This window comes from Pseudomonas sp. GW456-L13, from assembly GCF_017350115.1.
In the GTDB taxonomy this organism is placed as follows: Bacteria; Pseudomonadota; Gammaproteobacteria; order Pseudomonadales; family Pseudomonadaceae; genus Aquipseudomonas; species Aquipseudomonas jessenii.
Window position 1 is genome coordinate 644,341 of the sequence record NZ_JACNAS010000001.1, and the last position, 17,484, is coordinate 661,824.

Consider the following 17,484-nt stretch of genomic DNA (forward strand, 5'->3'; position numbering starts at 1 on the left):
CCTCAGTCGTTGCCGATAAACACAGCCGCTTGCGTGCTCTGGCTCAACACCTGTGCACGGCGTGCCGGGCCAGGTGCATTGGCAAGCGGTTCGCGGGTGTCTTCGGGGTGTATCAGCGTCGGGCCATTGCCCAGTTCCTGAAGCGCCAATAGCGCCAGGTCTTCAGCCTTGGGCAGCGTCATTGTGAGGGCGTCGGGGATGTTCAGTTTGACCATGGCATCGCGCATGGTTGGGGTGTCCACGGTACCGATGACCAGGTTAAGCACATCCACACCACGATCTTTCCACTCCGCCCATAACGACTCGCCGAGGTTCAGCGCAAATCCTTTGGTGGCGGTGTACATCGCCAGTTTTCGAATCCCGCCCAACGCGGCTTGGGACCCCACCAGCAGCAATCCACCTCGCCCGCGTTCCAGCATTGCGGCACCGAAGGCATGGCTGCATTGCATCACAGTCAGGCAGTTGAGGCGCAGCAAGGCGCCCCAGTCGTCGACCGAAGTATCGAGAAAACGCGTGATGTAGGGGTCGCCCCCGGCGTTGTAGATAAACAGGCCGACTTGCCGCTTACCAACGGCCGCCAGCAATTGCTCACAGGCATCGGGATGGGACAGGTCCTGGATGAGCAGCAACACCTCAACGTCGTAACGTTGCTCCAGATCATTTTTCAACAGCGCCAGGGCTTCGCCACGGCGCGCCACCAGCACACAGTTAAGGCCACGCTCGGCGAGTGCATGGGCAAATGCGGCGCCCACCCCATGCGAGGCACCCGCGATCACTGCCCACGGGCCATACCGATGTTTGAAGGCGTTATTAGCAACAGACATAAACACTCCGAGAACAAAGGCCCGGCGGCCAGCCACCGGGCGAAGAAGGCTTCATCGCATCAGGCGACTGGCGGCAGGTCGATGTGGCTGGCGGAGGCGCCAATGGCGGTGCTGCCATAGACCAGGACGCGCCGCTCGATTTGCGCCATGAACAGGTGCAGCAAGGGTTCGTCGTATTCCGGCCCGGCGCTTTTGACAAAGGCTTCCAGCGCTGCATCGATCTCGCTGTAGTCACTGAAGGTGCGGTCCAGCAGCGCTTGCGCGTCCTGTTGCTCCAGCTTGCGCAAGTGCAACTCCATGGCATCGCCACGGCCCAGGTATTCCACAAGTTTGCTTACTGCGCGCAGTTTGGTTTTCTGGAAATCGCTGCCAACCTCAACTTGGGCCAAGGCATCGGTCAGCATGGTCAGCAGCTGTGCATTGGGTCCTGTGCCGACAATGTCCAGATTCGGTTTTTGCAGGGGAACACCCATGGCCTCGGCCAGCGCATGCACCACCACCCGGCGCAGGGCGATATCAAATTCGGTGTAGGTGTCATGCGGGTCACCCGGTTGTGGCGTGGCCACCGACGCCGAGAACTGCATGGTGCTGACCGTGGCGAAGAGCGCGGTGTGGTAACGCACCACATCAGGCTCCGCCGGTTCACCGGTCACTTGTTGATAGTAGCGATACAAGGCCGCAAAACTGTCTCCGAGCGGTTCGTAGTTGTCGCGCATGCGCGCCGAAGCCAGGTCGGCCAGAGGATCACCGATCATGGCGAACTCAAAATCGTAGAGGCCATGTACCTGTCCGTTCTCGAACAGAAACTGCCCCGAATCGTACTGAACGAAAGCAGGACGGGTTCGGTGCTGTGGCACATTGCGCCGCAGCCAACCGAGGGCGAATTCGGCCAGAGGCTGAGGCTTGGTTTTATTACGCGCATACAACGGGTAATAGGCTTCCAGACCTGCCAGTGTAATTTCCTCGGCACTTTTGGGCAGGCTGATACCCTGATCGATAAAGGGTTGCAACGGCAATTGGTGCATACGCGCCATGGCATCGACCCATTGGCGTGCAACCCCGTGACGTTCGGCATCGCTCTTCGCCGTACTGACGTCACGGCTACCCGGCACCAACTGCATCAGGATGGCTTGCGGGTCTTCGCAAAAGCCGTAGATATGCGGTACGGGCACGCCTTGCTGACCGAGCAGGGAGAGAATATCCGCCTCCCGACGCAGATCCGGGAATGGACTGACATCCCCACCGCGCTCGCCCCGAATATGCAACTGAAGGGTTTCGCCATCGCGTTGCAGCTCAAGGTTCCAGGCCGGGCGCCAGCGCAGCAGACGCTGCATGGCCGTGACCTTCCCACCCAGCAGCCCTTCGACAAAGGCCCGCAGTTTTTCTTCGACCGGATCACAGGTCGCACTTGTTGTTGGCATAGGTGTCTCCTCCAGGCGCTGATGTCCAGCGCTGCTATCAATGGCTGCTGACAACACCAGCGTTCGGCCCGCCCACAAGCTCCAGCGGCACGCCCTTTTTCTTCGCCAGGTCGGCGGTGTCCAGATATTCGCGCCAGGCACAGATAAGGCCATGCTCGTCCAGCTCATAGACCGCCACCATCGAGTGCGGCATGGGCACACCGTTGTTTACGCAGTAATCCTCACGTTCGGTCATTACCACTCGCTCGGAAGAGACGATGTGGCGCGTGTTGCAGTGGTTATGCGTGACATAACTCATCTGCCGCTCTATCTCCTTGCGCAGCGCGTCACGACCACGGATCACCGGACCACCGGGGACCCAAAGTTGCCAGACAGCGTCGTCGGCAAAAGTGGCCATGATGCGTTCGATATCCGGGCGCCTGCCGTCGCTGCCATCGCCCCAGGCGGCCAGCATGTCGAGGATGAAGCGTTCCTGTTCGAGTGCCATGAAACGGGCTCCAGTGCAGTGAATTGATCGGGATCAGATCGAGGCTTGGGGCAGCAGGAAATTGCGCACCACCGGCACCATCGGCGTACCACAACTCATACCGCCGTCTACGCGCATCAAAGTGCCGTTGACATAGGCGGCGTCGTCGCTGGCAAGAAATGCGGCCATGGCGGCGATGTCTTCCGGCTCGCCCAGCTGCGGTACGTTTTGCAGGTCGAGAAAAGCGCTTTTCATGGCCTCGTTGGCCCAGCTTTCCATGGCCGGTGTGCGAATCACCCCCGGCAAAATGCCGTTGCAACGAATGCCGCGTTTACCAAAGGTCGCGGCAATGGTTTGCACGTACCAATTGAGCGCGGCCTTGGAGGCGCCGTAGCTGAACTGGGAGATTTCGCCAGCAATCGAGCTGGTGGACGAGGTGAACAGAATCGAGCCGCTGCCCTGGGCGAGCATGTGCGGCAAGGCGTATTTGCACGCCAACACTCCGCCCAACACATTGACCCGCATGCAGTTGTGGAACAGCTCGGTGTTGAAGTTGATGAAGTCGATATCGCGGGTGGTGGCCGGGTTGCGGTACACCGCATTATTGAACAGCACGTCGATACGGCCGAAGGTCCGGACGGTCTGTTCAACCATCTCCCGCAGGGCGTCTTCCTGGCCGACATCCACTTGCAATACCAGGGCATTGACGCCGATCTCGGCCGCCACGGCCTGCGCCGATTCGGCGAAAAGATCGGTAACCACCACGGTGGCGCCTTCCCTGGCAAAACGCAGTGCCGAAGCGCGGCCAATGCCGCTGCCCGCGCCAGTGATCACGCAGACTTTGCCGTCCAGGCGTTTCAGAATCTCGCTCATAAACAGGTCTCGGGAACGAAGAAAAAAATCGGCGTCCGAGGTGAACGCCGAAAAGGGCGCACGATGTCAGCGGGTTTGACCACCAGCGATGGTCTGCGGGTTGGCTTCACGCTCGGCGACCGGCTCCTGGCGGTAGCGTGTAGGGCCATTACCGAACATGCCGTACTGATCACGGGTAAAGTCGTACAGCGAGTAGGAGTCCTGTTGCGGATTGTTGGGGATGCCGTAGGCCTCGATGTTGTACTGCGAGCCGGTACGGAACAGCGCGCCACTGTCGTCCCAGGCGTCGTAGACAGCCGCGCCGAAGGTGTCTTCGTCGATGTAGTAGCGGCGTTTTTTCTGCGCGTGGCGCACGCCGTCCTTGCGCGTGGCTTCTACCACCCAGACACGGTGCAGCTCCCAGCGTTCACAGGCCGGATTGATGTGGTTGGGCATGAGTTTTTTCTCCATGTCACAACCCCATTTCAGCGTGTAGTTGCTGTAGGGAATCAGCATTTCCTTCTTGCCCACCAACTTCCAGTCAAAGCGGTCCATCTTCCCGGAGAACAGGAAGATTTCGTCGTAGAACGCTACCCCGCCGAACGCCGAGTTAGGTGTGTCGTAGTTGAACTCCGGAGCCTTGCGTACACGCCGCTGGCCGGTGCTGTAGCTCCAGGCGTAGCGGGAGTCGGTGACCGGGTCGAGGTAATCCCAATACCCGGATGCCTGCCCGGCCGTACGGGCCGGCGCGACGACGTGCGACCAGATACGCTGGGCGATTTTCGGATCACGCCCTGGCACATCCATTTGATAGAAAGGTTTTTCGCCGGTGGAACGGTTGGTGTTGGTCAGCGTGATGTGGCCCTCATTGACCACATAGGCACTGTGGTTCCAGTCCCAGCCATTCACGCCCTGATAGTTGAGGATGTAGTTCCACATCACCTCGCGGCCATCGCGCGGCAGCGGGAAAGGCAGGCCGCCACGGCACGCTTCGCTGATCGACAGGCCATCGTTCTCGGTTTTGCAGTCTTTGCGGGTGGCGTTGCGCTGGGTAGCTGCCAGGAAGTTTGCTGGAAAGGTAGCGGTCCGGTGGGTGGGGTACACCTCAAGGTAATAAGTGTCGGGGTACTTTTTGAGCAACTTCATCTGCCCGGCCGTCATCTGCTCAGCGTACTGGTCCGCGTTGCTTGCGGTAATGCGCAAGCGTGGCTTTTCATTGGCAAACGGGTTCGGCCAGGTCCCATCGCCAGGCACCATACCGGCAGGGACTTTCAGACCACCGTCGTAAGCCGGAATAGTGCCCGCCGCGTTGCCATCGACAATCGAACCAAACGCCGTGAGCTTGCCGCCCAGGTCGGCTGTGGTAAAGCTCTCATCAGCCACCGCCGACCCCGCCAAAGCGATGGCTACGAGGCCTATCGCACAAGAATTAATCTTCATGACCTTCTCCATTCAGATGGGTGATCACCGAGCCCGGTGATCACTGCATTGCATTTCAGGGGCGGTTTAGAACGCTGTGCTGACGGTCAGGGAGACCCAGTTACGGTCGGACAGTCCAACGTCGCCGGAACCGCCGACGACGGTTTTTCCTACGCCATTGACATCGGCGTAATGGCGTTCGCTGCCGTAGCCGATATAAGACAGCGTCACGTCCATGCGCTCGTCGTAGGTGCCCTTCACGCCGGCCTTCCAGGTGTATTTGCCTTCGTTGCCTCCCCCTGTGGCGGCATTGCCGCTGACACCGTAATCCACGCTCATCGGGGTAGAAATATTCCAACCGGGGAACACCCCCAGCCACTGCGGCGCAAAGCTAACGGCAAGGCCGACATAGTTGTCGGTGGCGCAGCCGAAGTGTTTGTCCTGCCCCGCCGGGCAGCCGCGGTAGCCTTCGCCCTTGAACAGCTCTTCATGCTCTGTCACCTTTTCCACGTGACTGAACGCCATTTCGGTGATCAGGCTGCCGGTGTCGAAGTAATTGGTACGCGGCAGCAACCAAAGGCTGTTGACCACCAGGTGCCAGGTATCACCTCGGGCGCCCTCGTTGTCGACGGTGCTGATGTTGCTGGAGATCAGGGAAGTGTTCTGGCGATACGACAGGTCTACCCCCACGGAGCCGCCACCCAGTACCGGTCCTGCGGAGTAACCCAGGCCATAAAGCTTGACGTTGTTGGCGTAAACGTAGCGGGCGAAAGTCGGCGCCACTTGCAGGCCCCACGGGTTGTAATCATCGAACTCGCGGTAGTACAGGCTGACTTCCGAGTGCAGATAGTCGAAGCTGTAGGTACCCATCACGCCCCAGTTGCCCTCGTCCTTGGGCTTGAGCGGATCGATCAATGGCCGTGTGAAACCACTGAACAACGGCAAGCGGTCCGGGCCTTCCAGTGCGATGTCGGCGGAGGCCAGGTAAGTGCCGCCCTCAGGCGCACGAGTAGTGTCCCATTCGAAGAAATATTGCGCCGCCAGCGACAACTTGTCGGTGACCTGCGCCTGGGTGGAAATCTGCGTCAACGGCAGGAAGATTTCGCGCGTCTCGGTGCCGGGGTTACTCACGGCCTTGCGCCCATCCAGCGGTGCTTGTGAGTAGGAAATGGCATGCCCGGCAATCAACAGGCCATTGCCCCAATACACGGTGTGCCGGCCGGCACGCACGCTGACCGGGATGTCGCCAAGGTCGAAGCGGGTAAACGCAAAGGCGTCCAGCAATTCGCCGCTGGGTCCGCGGTGGTAGCGCTTGGTAAAGTTGGAGTAATGGCCGTTGGTATAGCTCGGCGTACTCTTACCCGGAAATGCGCCGGGGTAGAAGACGTTGCCATCGCTGGTTTCGACATCGGTGTCTTCGTACGCCTGGTCGTACCAGGCAGCGCCGCTGATGCGAAAGCCGTTGTACTTCTTGTAGGCCACCTCCATTTCGCTCATCAGGTCGACGCGATTGGTCACCACATCGCCTTTATCAAACTTGGAATCAGACTCGTCGTAGGTGGCGTTGTTGGCCAAGGCATTGTCACGCCCCTCAGCTCGCACGCCGACGTTGTAGCGAACGGTGTTGTCCCAGCGCGCGGTGAGGTCCGGATTGCCGGTATCGAACTCGGCAGCCCGACTGTTGCCAACGGACAAGACACACCCGATCACACTGAGCCAGATGGCCAGGCTTAACGGCTTTGGTTTTGCGTCGATCATCAACACTCCCTTCCCATTCTTTTTGTTATTGGCAGCCGAAGTGCCGGGCCGTTTCAACCGCGCCGAAGAGCGCTGGCCTGAGGGCTTCGGTATGGCTGAAGTAAACGGGACAGGGAGGTTTGGGCACAACGATTGGGAGCATTGCTGAAATGCATTTGATATTGATCAAATGCCAAAGAACATTCCGGTATTCAAATATCCAATACCACCCCGCTGTTTTTGTGATTTTACGATCCACACCCCCCCTCCCTAGACTCCGGCCAATAACTAGGCAACGCCGCTCTCCTGGCGCCGCCATGACAATAAAGCCTGGAGGATGAGCATGAGTGCGTCCCCGTCTCTGGATGACAAATACATCCAGCACAGCGGAAAAGTTTTACTCACCGGGATTCAGGCGCTGGTGCGCCTGCCTCTGATGCAGCGCCAGCGCGATCTGGCCAATGGTCTGAATACCGCCGGGTTTATTTCCGGCTACCGTGGCTCGCCGCTGGGTGGTTTTGATCAGGCTTTGTGGAAGGCCCGCGACTATCTCAAGGAACACCACACGGTGTTCCATCCGGGCATGAACGAAGATCTCGCCGCCACCTCGATCTGGGGTACCCAGCAGGTCAATATCTTCGAAGGCGCGACCTACGACGGCGTGTTCGGCATGTGGTACGGCAAGGGCCCGGGCGTGGACCGCTGCGGCGATGTGTTCCGTCACGCCAACGCTGCCGGCACCTCACAATTCGGCGGTGTGCTGGCGATTGCCGGTGATGACCACGGCGCCCGTTCCTCCTCCCTGCCGCATCAGACCGAGCACATTTTCAAAGCGGTCATGATGCCGGTGCTGGCGCCATCGGGCGTGCAGGAATACCTCGACTACGGCATGCACGGCTGGGCCATGTCGAGGTACTCCGGTTGCTGGGTTGCGCTCAAGGCGGTGGCCGATACCGTGGAAAGCGCGGCCGTGGTCGACATCGACATTCATCGCGTACAACCGATCATTCCGGATATCCCGTTGCCCGAAGGCGGCTTGAATATCCGTTGGCCTGACCCGCCCCTGGCGCAGGAACAACGCCTGCTGGAACACAAGCTGTATGCCGCCCTCGCCTACGCCCGGGTCAACCGTCTCGACCGTATCGTGATGGACTCACCGAAAGCGCGCATCGGCATCATCACTTCCGGAAAATCGTACCTCGACGTGTGCCAGGCGCTGAAAATCCTTGGTATCGATGAAACCCTCGCACAGCAGATCGGCCTGCGCGTGTACAAGGTCGGTATGGTCTGGCCGCTGGAAGCCGAAGGCGTGCGCCAGTTTGCCGAGGGCCTGGAAGAAATCGTGGTGGTCGAAGAAAAACGCCACATGATCGAGTACCAGCTCAAGGAAGAACTCTACAACTGGCGCGAAGACGTACGCCCGCGCATCGTCGGCAAGTTTGACGATAAAGGCGAATGGAGCCTGCCGCACACCGGCTGGTTGCTGCCGGCGACCAATGACCTGACCCCGGCAATGATCGCCCGTGCGTTGGCCAAGCGTATTTTGCACCTGCATCAGAATGGTCCGCTGCAAGTGAGCCTGGCGGTACTGGACGCACAACTGGCCAGCAAAGGCCAGTTCAGCAACCTGATGGAACGCGTGCCCCACTACTGTTCCGGTTGCCCGCACAACACCTCGACCAAGGTCCCGCAGGGTAGTCGTGCGCTGGCCGGTATCGGTTGCCACTACATGGCGGCATGGATCTACCCGCAGACCCAGACGTTCAGCCAGATGGGCGGCGAAGGCGTGGCATGGATCGGCCAGGCACCTTTCACCAAGACCCGGCATGTCTTCGCCAACCTGGGCGACGGCACCTATTTCCACTCCGGCATTCTCGCGATTCGGGCCGCCATCGCGGCCAAGGTGCAAATCACCTACAAGATTCTCTACAACGATGCCGTGGCCATGACCGGCGGACAGCCTGTGGACGGCAGCCTCAGCGTTGCGCAGATCAGCCGACAGCTCGCGGCCGAGGGCGTGCAACGTATTGTGGTCGTCAGTGACGATGTCGAGAAATATCAGCACATCCGTGATCTGGCAGACGGCGTGCCGGTGCTGCGTCGCGACAAAATGGACGAAGTGCAGGAACAGTTGCGCCAGTTCCAGGGGGTGTCGGCAATCATCTATGACCAGACCTGTGCCGCGGAAAAACGTCGGCGGCGTAAACGCGGCAAATTCCCGGACCCTGCACGTCGAGTCGTGATCAACGAAGCAGTATGTGAAGGCTGTGGCGATTGCAGCAGCAAGTCCAACTGCATGTCGGTGGTGGCGGTGGAAACCGAGTACGGCCGCAAGCGTGAAATTGACCAGTCTTCCTGCAACAAAGACTTCACCTGCCTCAACGGCTTTTGCCCGAGTTTTGTCACGGTCGAAGGTGGCACCTTGCGCAAACCCAAAGCCCTGGCCTCCGCGAAGAATGACGTGTGGGATTTGCCGACGCCCGCGACCGTAGCGCTGGAAGAACCATATAGCATCCTGGTCACTGGCGTGGGCGGTACGGGCGTGGTGACCATCGGCGCCCTGCTGGGAATGGCGGCGTTCATCGAAGGCAAAGGCACGCTCAATCTGGACATGGCCGGCATGGCACAAAAAGGCGGTGCGGTGTGGTCGCACATTCGCATTGCCGCGCACCAGGAACAGTTGTTTGCACCGCGGATTGCCGAAGGTGAAACCGCCCTTCTACTCGGTTGCGACCTGGTGGTCAGCGCCAACACCGAAACCCTATCCAAACTGCGTCATGGCGTGACCCATGCCTTGATCAACAGCGAAGAAACCATCACCAGCGCCTTTGTGCGTACCTTCGCCCAGCAGGCGGAAACTGGTGATTTGCTGAAACACCCGGACCCGACCTTCCAGACCGGCAACATGTCGGAGCAAATCGCCGAAGCGGTGGGCACTGAGCATGCGGATTTTATCGACGCAAGCAAAATCGCCACGGCCCTGATGGGTGATTCGATTGCGACCAACACGTTCATGCTCGGCTATGCCTACCAGAAGGGCTGGTTGCCGGTGGGTAAAGCGGCGCTACTACAGGCCATCGAACTGAACGGCACGGCGGTGCCCTTTAATCTCTCGGCCTTTGACTGGGGTCGGCGCAGCGCCCATGACCTGCCACGGGTATTACGCAAACTGGAAGCCGGCAAGGTGCAAAGCCCGGACCGCTTACTGTCGCAAAGCCTGGAAGAAACGCTGGCACGGCGCATGGAGTTTCTCACTGCGTACCAGAACTACGCCTATGCCCAACGCTACCGCTATCGTGTCGAGCAATTCATCAAGGCAGAAACCGCACTGCTCGGGCAACCCGGCAAGCTGTCGGCAAGCGTCGCCCGTTACTACTTCAAAGTGCTGGCCATCAAGGATGAATATGAAGTAGCCCGTCTGTTTACCGACGGCCAATTCCTGGAAAAAATCCAGGCTGGCTTCGAAGGCGACTATCGCCTGCGCTTCCACCTCGCTCCGCCGCTGCTGAACGATAACGGCTCCGGCCGTGAACCGAAAAAACGCAGCTTCGGCCCCTGGATGCTGCAAGGCTTCAAACTGCTGGCCAGGCTCAAGTTCCTGCGTAATACCTGGCTTGATCCATTCGGTCGTACCCATGAGCGCAAGGTGGAACGCAATTGGCTGGCCAACTACGAACAGATCCTCGACGAAGTGCTGGCGGGCTTGACCACCCAAAAACTGGGCCTGGCCCAGGATCTGGTGGAATTGCCTGAAAGCGTTCGCGGCTATGGTCCGGTCAAAGAGCGATTCCTCGGCCATGCGCAACAACGCCAGGCGCAATTGCTAGAGCAGTGGCGCAATGGCAACACCGCCCAATTCCATGATGCCAGCCAGAGCAACAGCAAAATCGCCGTCACTCAACTGTAAGCCTTGCCCGGGCTGAACATTGTGCAGCCCGGGATGTTGGTTCATTCAACAAGGTCAAACCATGAACGAAGAACTGGCCAGAAATTACCGTGAGATTCTCCACGGCGTAGGTGAAAATCCAGAACGTGAAGGCTTGTTGGACACGCCAAAGCGCGCAGCAAAAGCCATGCAGTACCTCTGTCATGGCTACCAGCAAAGCCTCGAACAAATCGTCAATGGCGCACTGTTTGAATCGGACAACGATGAGATGGTCATCGTCCGGGACGTCGAACTTTACTCCCTGTGCGAACATCATTTACTGCCGTTTATTGGCAAAGCCCATGTCGCCTATATACCGACAGGCAAGGTGCTGGGGCTGTCGAAAATCGCGCGTATTGTCGACATGTTCGCCCGGCGTTTGCAGATTCAGGAAAACCTGACACGCCAGATTGCCGACGCCATTGCCCAGGTGACCGATGCCGCCGGGGTGGCGGTGGTGATCGAGGCAAAACACATGTGCATGATGATGCGCGGTGTTGAGAAACAAAACTCGGTGATGAGCACCTCGGTGATGCTCGGCGCCTTCCGCGAGTCGTACAACACCCGCCAGGAGTTTTTGCAGCTGATCCGCGGTCGCTAGGCACGTGTGCCGGGCTCACCCAGGCACACTGCTTGCCACTCAACTGAGCATCATCATCCCGCCGTCAATCACCAGCGTCTGACCGGTGACAAACCGCGAGCCATCGCCGGCAAGAAACACCAGCACAGGGGCCAGGTCCCGGGCCGGTTCGCCCAGCTTGCCGCCGATTGGTACTTGGCCGGCCATGTACGCATCGTGTTGCTGCAATTGCTCGGCGCTCATGCTCGCGCGGGTGGCGTCGTACATCGGCGTCCACATCGCCGGAGCAATCGCGTTGACGGTAATGCCCAAGGGCCCCCACTCCCGCGCCACCGTGCGCGTCCACGCCAGTACGGCGCCCTTACTGGCGGCGTAATGGGCTTTGCCCGGCTGTCCGAGTACGCCTGCGGCAGAGGCGAAATTTATGATGCGCCCGCCGCTGCCCTTGAGCAGCTCATAGGCCGCTCGGTTGGTCAGGAAAGTGCCACGGGTATTGACCGCAAAGACCTTTTCCCACTCGTCCAGCGTGATGCTGTCGGCGCTGGCATTCGGCGCGATGCCCGCGGCATGCACCAGCACATCCAGACCGTTGAGCTGTTCGCTGGCCCAGGCAAAGGCCGCGTCCACCGATTGGCTGTCAGCGATGTCACAGACTCGCGAGTGCGCCCAACCACCACCGTCACCCGTTATCGAGGCTGCCTCGCCCAGGTCGAGACTGACGACATGGGCACCCTCTTCCACAAACGCCTTGACCACTGCCGCGCCAATGCCGCGGGCGCCCCCCGTGACGATGATCCGCTTACCGGCCAGTTGCATGGGCTGTTCCTCTTGTCTGGATATATCAGGATAGTTGCTCGATACGTTGCAACGCCGTAGCGATCAGGCGCAGCGCCGAGGCGTGGTGTTTTTCACCGGTGACCCTGCAGGCTTTACCTGCACAGGCACGTGCGTGGCTGACTTCGAGAAAAATGCCGAGCTTGAACCCAGCCAACACCAGGTACCAGGTCAAGTCCGCCAACGAGCGTGAGCTGCCGGCGCGGTAATGGGCGACCAATTCATCGCTGCTGCAAAAGCCATCCCAGGGATGCACTTCGATGGTGCCGGCGCCACGACCCTCGGCATCGGGCCAGGTCACCACCAGCCAGGCGAGATCGAGCAACGGATCACCGACGGTGGCTAGCTCCCAATCGACTACCGCGGCGAGCTCTGCGTCGTCGTGCCGGAACATGACATTGGACAGGTGAAAGTCACCGTGCTGGATACCGGCCTGGAACTGCTGCGGACAATGCTCGCTTAACCATTGGGCCAAGCGTTCGAGCCCCGGCAGACCCTTGGCGCCGGGCCAACCGGGATAGTCTTTGACACTGTCCATCTGCGCCAGCCAGCGTGAGACCTGACGCTGGTGAAAACCCTCAGGCCGGCCAAAATCCGCCAGCCCCACCGCCTGGTAGTCAATTTCGCCCAGGCGCAACAGCGCATCGACCATGGCCAGCCCCATGCGCCGGCGCATTTCAGACTGCTGCGCATGAGGCGCCGGCAAACCGGTCGCGCAGTTGGGATTGAAACCCTCTATTGGTTCCATCAAGTAGAAACTGGCGCCCAAAACGCCTGGGTCAGCACAATCGGCAATCAAACCGGCATGGGGCACTTGCGACCCCGCCAATGCCTTGAGCAAACGCGCTTCACGGGCAATCGTCTTGCCGCCGACTTCGCGCAGTTCCCTGGAAGGCCGACGCAGGACGAATTCACGCGAACCGCGCCGAAAGCGCAGCAGCAGGTTTTGCGTGCCTCCGGTCAAACGTATCGGGGCCTCGATGGGGCCGCGCTCCAGGCCTTGACTATCCATCCAGTCGGCCAGGCGCTCGAGGTCGACCAGATCCTGCCAGTCGTTCATGGATTGCGCTCGCCAAGGCTGGCCAATACGTCGGCGTATTTTTCCCGGGCACGGGCCTCGGCGGTGGGTCGATGGTAATCGGGGAACAATTCGTCGCAGGGCTGATAGTCGCGCAGCAGCTGTTTGGCAACCGTGACTTTGTGCACCTCGGTTGGCCCATCGGCCAGTCCCATCTGGAAGGAGCGCACGATGTAGCCGGTAAAGGGCATTTCTTCACTGACGCCCAGCGAACCATGCACATGCAGGGCGCGGGCGGCGATGTCATGCAACACCTTGGGCATAACAGCCTTCACTGCGGCGATGTCCTGGCGCACTCGCTTGTAGTCCTGGTACTGATCGATGCGCCACGCCGTGCGCATCACCAGCAAGCGAAATTGCTCCAGCTCGATCCATGAATCGGCAATTTTTTCCTGGATCATTTGCTTATCCGCCAAACGGCTGCCCTGGGTACTGCGCGACAGGGACCGCTCACAGAGTGCATCAAGGGCTTTTTGCGCCTGACCAATCACCCGCATGGCGTGGTGCACGCGGCCACCACCGAGCCGAACCTGAGCCACGACAAATGCCTGGCCGGGCGCACCGAGCATGTCGCCCGCGGGCACTCGCACCCTGTCGAATGACAGATAAGCATGGGTGGCGGCTGGGTCATCGGCGATACCGACGTTACGGATAATGCTAACCCCGGGCGCGTCAGCGGCGACGATGAACATAGACATGCCTTCATACACCGATACGCTTTTATCGGTGACCGCCATCACGATATAGAACGCTGCGTAGCGGGCATTGGAGGCAAACCATTTTTCGCCGCTCAGCAGCCAGTCATCGCCATCGCGCACCGCTTCGGTGGTGAACACGGCGGGATCCGCGCCACCTTGCGGCTCGGTCATGGCGAAGCAGGACACGATATCGCCATCGAGCAGCGGTTGCAGGTAGCGCTGCTTCTGCGCCGGGGTGCCGTAATGGGCGAGGATTTCCCCGTTGCCGGAATCTGGGGCCTGGCAGCCAAACACAATCGGGCCAAACAGCGAACGACCGAGAATTTCATTGATTAACGCCAGGCGCACCTGGCCATACCCTGCCCCACCCAGCTCCGGTCCCAGGTGACAGGCCCACAATTTGCGTGCCTTCACCTGCGCTTGCAGCGGCTTGACCAGCTGCTTGAACAACGGATCGTGGATATTCCACGGGCTGCCCAGCACATGATCGAGGGGCTCGACTTCCTCACGTACAAACTGCTCGATCCAATCCAGTTCCGCCTGTATCTCGGGGTCGGTCTGAAAGTCCCAGGCCATGGTGTGTCTCCTAGTAAATAACGATCAGGCCAGCAGCATGCCGCCGTCGACCAACAGGGTTTGGCCGAGCACATAGCTGGCCAGCGGCGAGGCAAGAAACAGCGCCACGTTGGCCATGTCCTGGGGCGTGCCCAGGCGCCCTTGAGGAATGGCCCGCAACGCGCCTTCGAGGCGCTTGGGGTTGCTGGTGGTTACCCGTGTCAGCTTGGTTTCCACCAGCCCGGGGGCAATGCCGTTGACCCGGATGCCGTCACGAGCCCAGGCTTCGGCCAGGGTGCGAGTGAGTCCAAAAGCACCGGTTTTCGAAGCGTTGTAGGCCGGATTGCCACGCGTGGAGTGGAAGGCGGCAGCGGAACTGACGGTGATCATCGAGCCCTTGGCCTGCATCAACAGCGGGTGAAACTTCTGTGCGCACACCATCAGGCTGATGAGGTTGACGTCGAGTACGCGCTTGAAACCCTCGGTCAGAAATTCCTGACGGTCGTAGAGCACCGTGCCTTGTGCTTGCACCAGCACATCCAGGCGGGTGAAGGGCACGCTGGCGACTTCAATCAACGCCGCGTCCGCAACGTCGACCTGGGCGTAGTGCAGGCCTTCGAGATTAGAGTCGGGTGAATCTCGATAGGCCGCTGCCGAGGCTCGTGTGCCCCAGACATGCACTTCGGCACCGCGCTGGCGAAAGTTCTGTGCAATGCCATTGCCAATGCCACTGGAACCGCCGATCACCAGCACGGTTTTACCGCTGAAATCCAACTCGTACATGGGTGTTCCTTGTGCTTGTCGATGAATGCTGTCGAGCAATAGCCACGCTTTTACAGCGCCACCAGACCCGCCGAGGCCATGCGCTCAATTTCACTGCGGGTGTAGCCGAGCTCTGCCATGACTTGCCGGGTATGTTGGCCGAGGGCCGGTGGCGGGCGATTCAGCGACAACGGCAAATTGCCGAAATCCCAGAACGCGCCAATCTGTTGCAGGTCCCCGTACACCGCATGGGGATAATGGGCATGCAGGCCCGCGGCAGCGTGTTCGGGGCTGTCGAGAAACGCATCCATCTGCGCCTCCAGCACGGCCTGCGCAGGAACCTGCACGCCAGTCAGTGCTGCCAGTGCCGCCTGCCGGGTGAGGCCTGCGAAATAATCCTCGGGACGACTGCCCACCAGTGCGGTGAAGCGCTGAATTTCATCAGGCTGCAGCGCTGCCACCGCCAGCCAGGCATCGCTGCACAGATACAGACGGTGTGCGTCATTCAGCCCCGTCTGTTGCGCGTCCATATGGGCGACAGGCGTGAGACTGCCATCCTCCAGCACCACCGCTTCGCTCATCGACAGCAACGTGGCGCCCAACAATGAGGAACTGACCATTTGCCCGGCGCCGCTGCGGTTGCGCTCGTACAACCCCAGTAGCAAGCCATAAAGCGAGGATAAACCGGCAAAAAAATCACCCACGCCAAAACGCAGCCACATCGGCGCTTGTCCTTCGCCGCCCTGCTCGACCTCCCAGCCGCAGGAGGCCTGCATCAGTTGGTCAAAGCCTGGCCAATCCGCACGCGGGCCGTTCGGCCCGTAGGCGCTGACATGGCAATAGACCAACTGCGGGTTAAGTGCTTTGAGACGCTCGTAGTCAACCTTGAGTTTGCGTGCGGCCGGCAGCCGCATGTTGTGGTGCACCACATCGGCCCAGCGTGCCAGCGTCTCGACGACGGGCTCGGTTTGCGGATCACCCAGTTGCAGCGCGACCCCCAATTTGCCCCGCTGGGTACCACTGAAAATTCGCTCCAGACGGCGCATGGCGTCACCCTTAGGGGCTTCGATTTTAATGACCTCGGCGCCCAGGTCCGCCAGCAGCATGCAGGCAAACGGCCCGGCCAGGTAGGCGCCCAGATCCAAGACTTTCAAGCCATGCAGCGGTGGCAATGGAGCGGGACTCCACTTGTGCCCTTGCACTGGGAGCAATGCATCAGCGCCCGGCAGTACTGCGTTCCCTTCACCAACCAGTGGTGCACTGCCGCCGACTCGCGCAGGTGGCTGCACCTGCCAGGCCGGACCCGGTTGCAGGGTCTTGCCCAGTTGTACATCGTCAACTTCAACCACATAGCCATTGAGGCGCGCCTGCTCGTCGAAGTAGATATCGCCAAAGGCGCCGGCGATTTGCGCGGCCACATCGTGCTGCCAGAAATGCTCGACCCAATCCTGCGCCGGTCGTGTGGCGATAATCGCCTTGTTGGCGCCGAAGTTGGGCGCCACATGGCTGGGTGGCCATAACGCATTCAGGCGAGTCACTTCGGTTTCGCCCAGTTCGCTGAGCGCTGCGGCCATCCACGGCGATTTGTCCGGCGAGTAATGCACATGCAGCCAGCGGCCATCGGCGCACTGGTGCAATGGAATCGGAATGTATTTATCCAGGCCCTTGGCGAAGGCTGGGGTTGGCGTTTGCGCCCGGTTCCAATGCATGGTCATGGGCACCAGGGCCGCCTGTGCCAGACTCGTATGGGCGATGCCGCCACAGCCGTCACGGTCCCGCGCCAGCAACCGCGCCATTACCCCGACCACACACAGCCAGCAGGCCAGCCAGTTGGCGAATGGCATGCGCACAAACACCGGGCCGGGGCGATGTGCGGGCTGCTCATCCAACAGGCCCAGGCGCGCCAGGATCAGTGTTTCCCGTGGTATGGCATTCGCCAGCGCGTGCCGTTGCGGCCAGCCGCTGATCGCAGAGACAACCAATCGGGGGAAGTCTGCGACGAGCAGCGCGTCTGCCAGACCATGGGCCTGCGCCTCTGCCGGGGTGAAATCGTGCAGCAGCACATCGGCGCTGGCCAGTAGCAACCGCAACTGCTGGCGATCGGCAGGGTTCTCCAGGTCAAGGGTGACACTGCGCTTGCCACGATTGAGCACCGCGAACAGCACCTGGTGGTCTCTAGCCGCGTTGCCAGGTGATTCAACCATGACCACTTCGGCACCTGCTTCACACAGTTGCAGGCCCGCGGCTGAACCGGCAATGCCGGAACACAGGCTGATGACGCGAATGCCTTCAAGGATTGCCTGGCTCATACAGCACCTTTCAGTGGCTTGTTC

13 protein-coding genes are annotated in these 17,484 nt (G+C 60.3%); 2 read left to right on the forward strand and 11 right to left on the reverse strand.

Going from position 1 to position 17,484, the window contains the following annotated elements:
- Nucleotides 1-2: 2 nt before the first annotated feature.
- The 6 genes from J4D25_RS02800 to J4D25_RS02825 all read right to left on the reverse strand — a co-directional run bounded on the left by J4D25_RS02800 (nt 3) and on the right by J4D25_RS02825 (nt 6,740).
- Nucleotides 3-824, reverse strand: coding sequence for an SDR family oxidoreductase (locus J4D25_RS02800; protein ID WP_057715132.1), 822 nt, complete (start codon nt 822-824; stop codon nt 3-5).
- 59 nt (nt 825-883) lie between these two features.
- On the reverse strand, nt 884-2,245 hold the full coding sequence (locus J4D25_RS02805; protein WP_057715133.1) for a phosphotransferase family protein: 1,362 nt from the start codon (nt 2,243-2,245) through the stop codon (nt 884-886).
- 37 nt (nt 2,246-2,282) lie between these two features.
- Complete coding sequence (locus J4D25_RS02810; protein ID WP_057715134.1) at nt 2,283-2,732, reverse strand: nuclear transport factor 2 family protein; 450 nt, start codon at nt 2,730-2,732, stop codon at nt 2,283-2,285.
- Nucleotides 2,733-2,765: 33 nt separating this feature from the next.
- Nucleotides 2,766-3,584: an SDR family NAD(P)-dependent oxidoreductase gene (locus tag J4D25_RS02815; protein WP_079246759.1), complete on the reverse strand. Its 819-nt coding sequence runs from the start codon at nt 3,582-3,584 to the stop codon at nt 2,766-2,768.
- Nucleotides 3,585-3,650: 66 nt separating this feature from the next.
- Nucleotides 3,651-5,003 (reverse strand): DUF1329 domain-containing protein, encoded by a 1,353-nt coding sequence (locus J4D25_RS02820; protein ID WP_057715135.1) that lies wholly within the window; start codon nt 5,001-5,003, stop codon nt 3,651-3,653.
- 66 nt (nt 5,004-5,069) lie between these two features.
- Nucleotides 5,070-6,740 (reverse strand): DUF1302 domain-containing protein, encoded by a 1,671-nt coding sequence (locus J4D25_RS02825; protein WP_020798258.1) that lies wholly within the window; start codon nt 6,738-6,740, stop codon nt 5,070-5,072.
- A gap of 322 nt (nt 6,741-7,062) precedes the next feature.
- Between J4D25_RS02825 and J4D25_RS02830 the strand changes: the two genes are divergently transcribed.
- Both J4D25_RS02830 and folE read left to right on the forward strand, forming a co-directional pair.
- Nucleotides 7,063-10,626: an indolepyruvate ferredoxin oxidoreductase family protein gene (locus J4D25_RS02830; RefSeq protein WP_057715136.1), complete on the forward strand. Its 3,564-nt coding sequence runs from the start codon at nt 7,063-7,065 to the stop codon at nt 10,624-10,626.
- Between the two features lie 61 nt (nt 10,627-10,687).
- Nucleotides 10,688-11,245 (forward strand): GTP cyclohydrolase I FolE, encoded by a 558-nt coding sequence (folE, locus tag J4D25_RS02835; protein WP_057715137.1) that lies wholly within the window; start codon nt 10,688-10,690, stop codon nt 11,243-11,245.
- Nucleotides 11,246-11,284: 39 nt separating this feature from the next.
- Here the strand turns inward: folE and J4D25_RS02840 are convergent, their stop codons facing one another.
- The 5 genes from J4D25_RS02840 to J4D25_RS02860 are packed head-to-tail and all read right to left on the reverse strand — an operon-like array spanning nt 11,285 to nt 17,460.
- Nucleotides 11,285-12,040 carry an SDR family NAD(P)-dependent oxidoreductase gene (locus tag J4D25_RS02840; protein WP_057715138.1) on the reverse strand — a complete coding sequence of 252 codons (756 nt, stop codon included), beginning with the start codon at nt 12,038-12,040 and terminating at the stop codon, nt 11,285-11,287.
- A gap of 25 nt (nt 12,041-12,065) precedes the next feature.
- Complete coding sequence (locus tag J4D25_RS02845) at nt 12,066-13,118, reverse strand: phosphotransferase family protein (RefSeq protein ID WP_057715139.1); 1,053 nt, start codon at nt 13,116-13,118, stop codon at nt 12,066-12,068.
- Entirely contained in the window at nt 13,115-14,410 is a 1,296-nt protein-coding gene (locus J4D25_RS02850; RefSeq protein ID WP_057715140.1) for an acyl-CoA dehydrogenase family protein, read from the reverse strand. Before J4D25_RS02850 ends, J4D25_RS02845 begins: the two co-directional genes overlap by 4 nt.
- Before the next feature lie 24 nt (nt 14,411-14,434).
- Nucleotides 14,435-15,172 carry an SDR family NAD(P)-dependent oxidoreductase gene (locus J4D25_RS02855; protein WP_057715141.1) on the reverse strand — a complete coding sequence of 246 codons (738 nt, stop codon included), beginning with the start codon at nt 15,170-15,172 and terminating at the stop codon, nt 14,435-14,437.
- A 50-nt stretch (nt 15,173-15,222) separates the two neighbouring features.
- Nucleotides 15,223-17,460, reverse strand: coding sequence for a CoA transferase (locus J4D25_RS02860; RefSeq protein ID WP_057715142.1), 2,238 nt, complete (start codon nt 17,458-17,460; stop codon nt 15,223-15,225).
- Nucleotides 17,461-17,484: the final 24 nt, after the last annotated feature.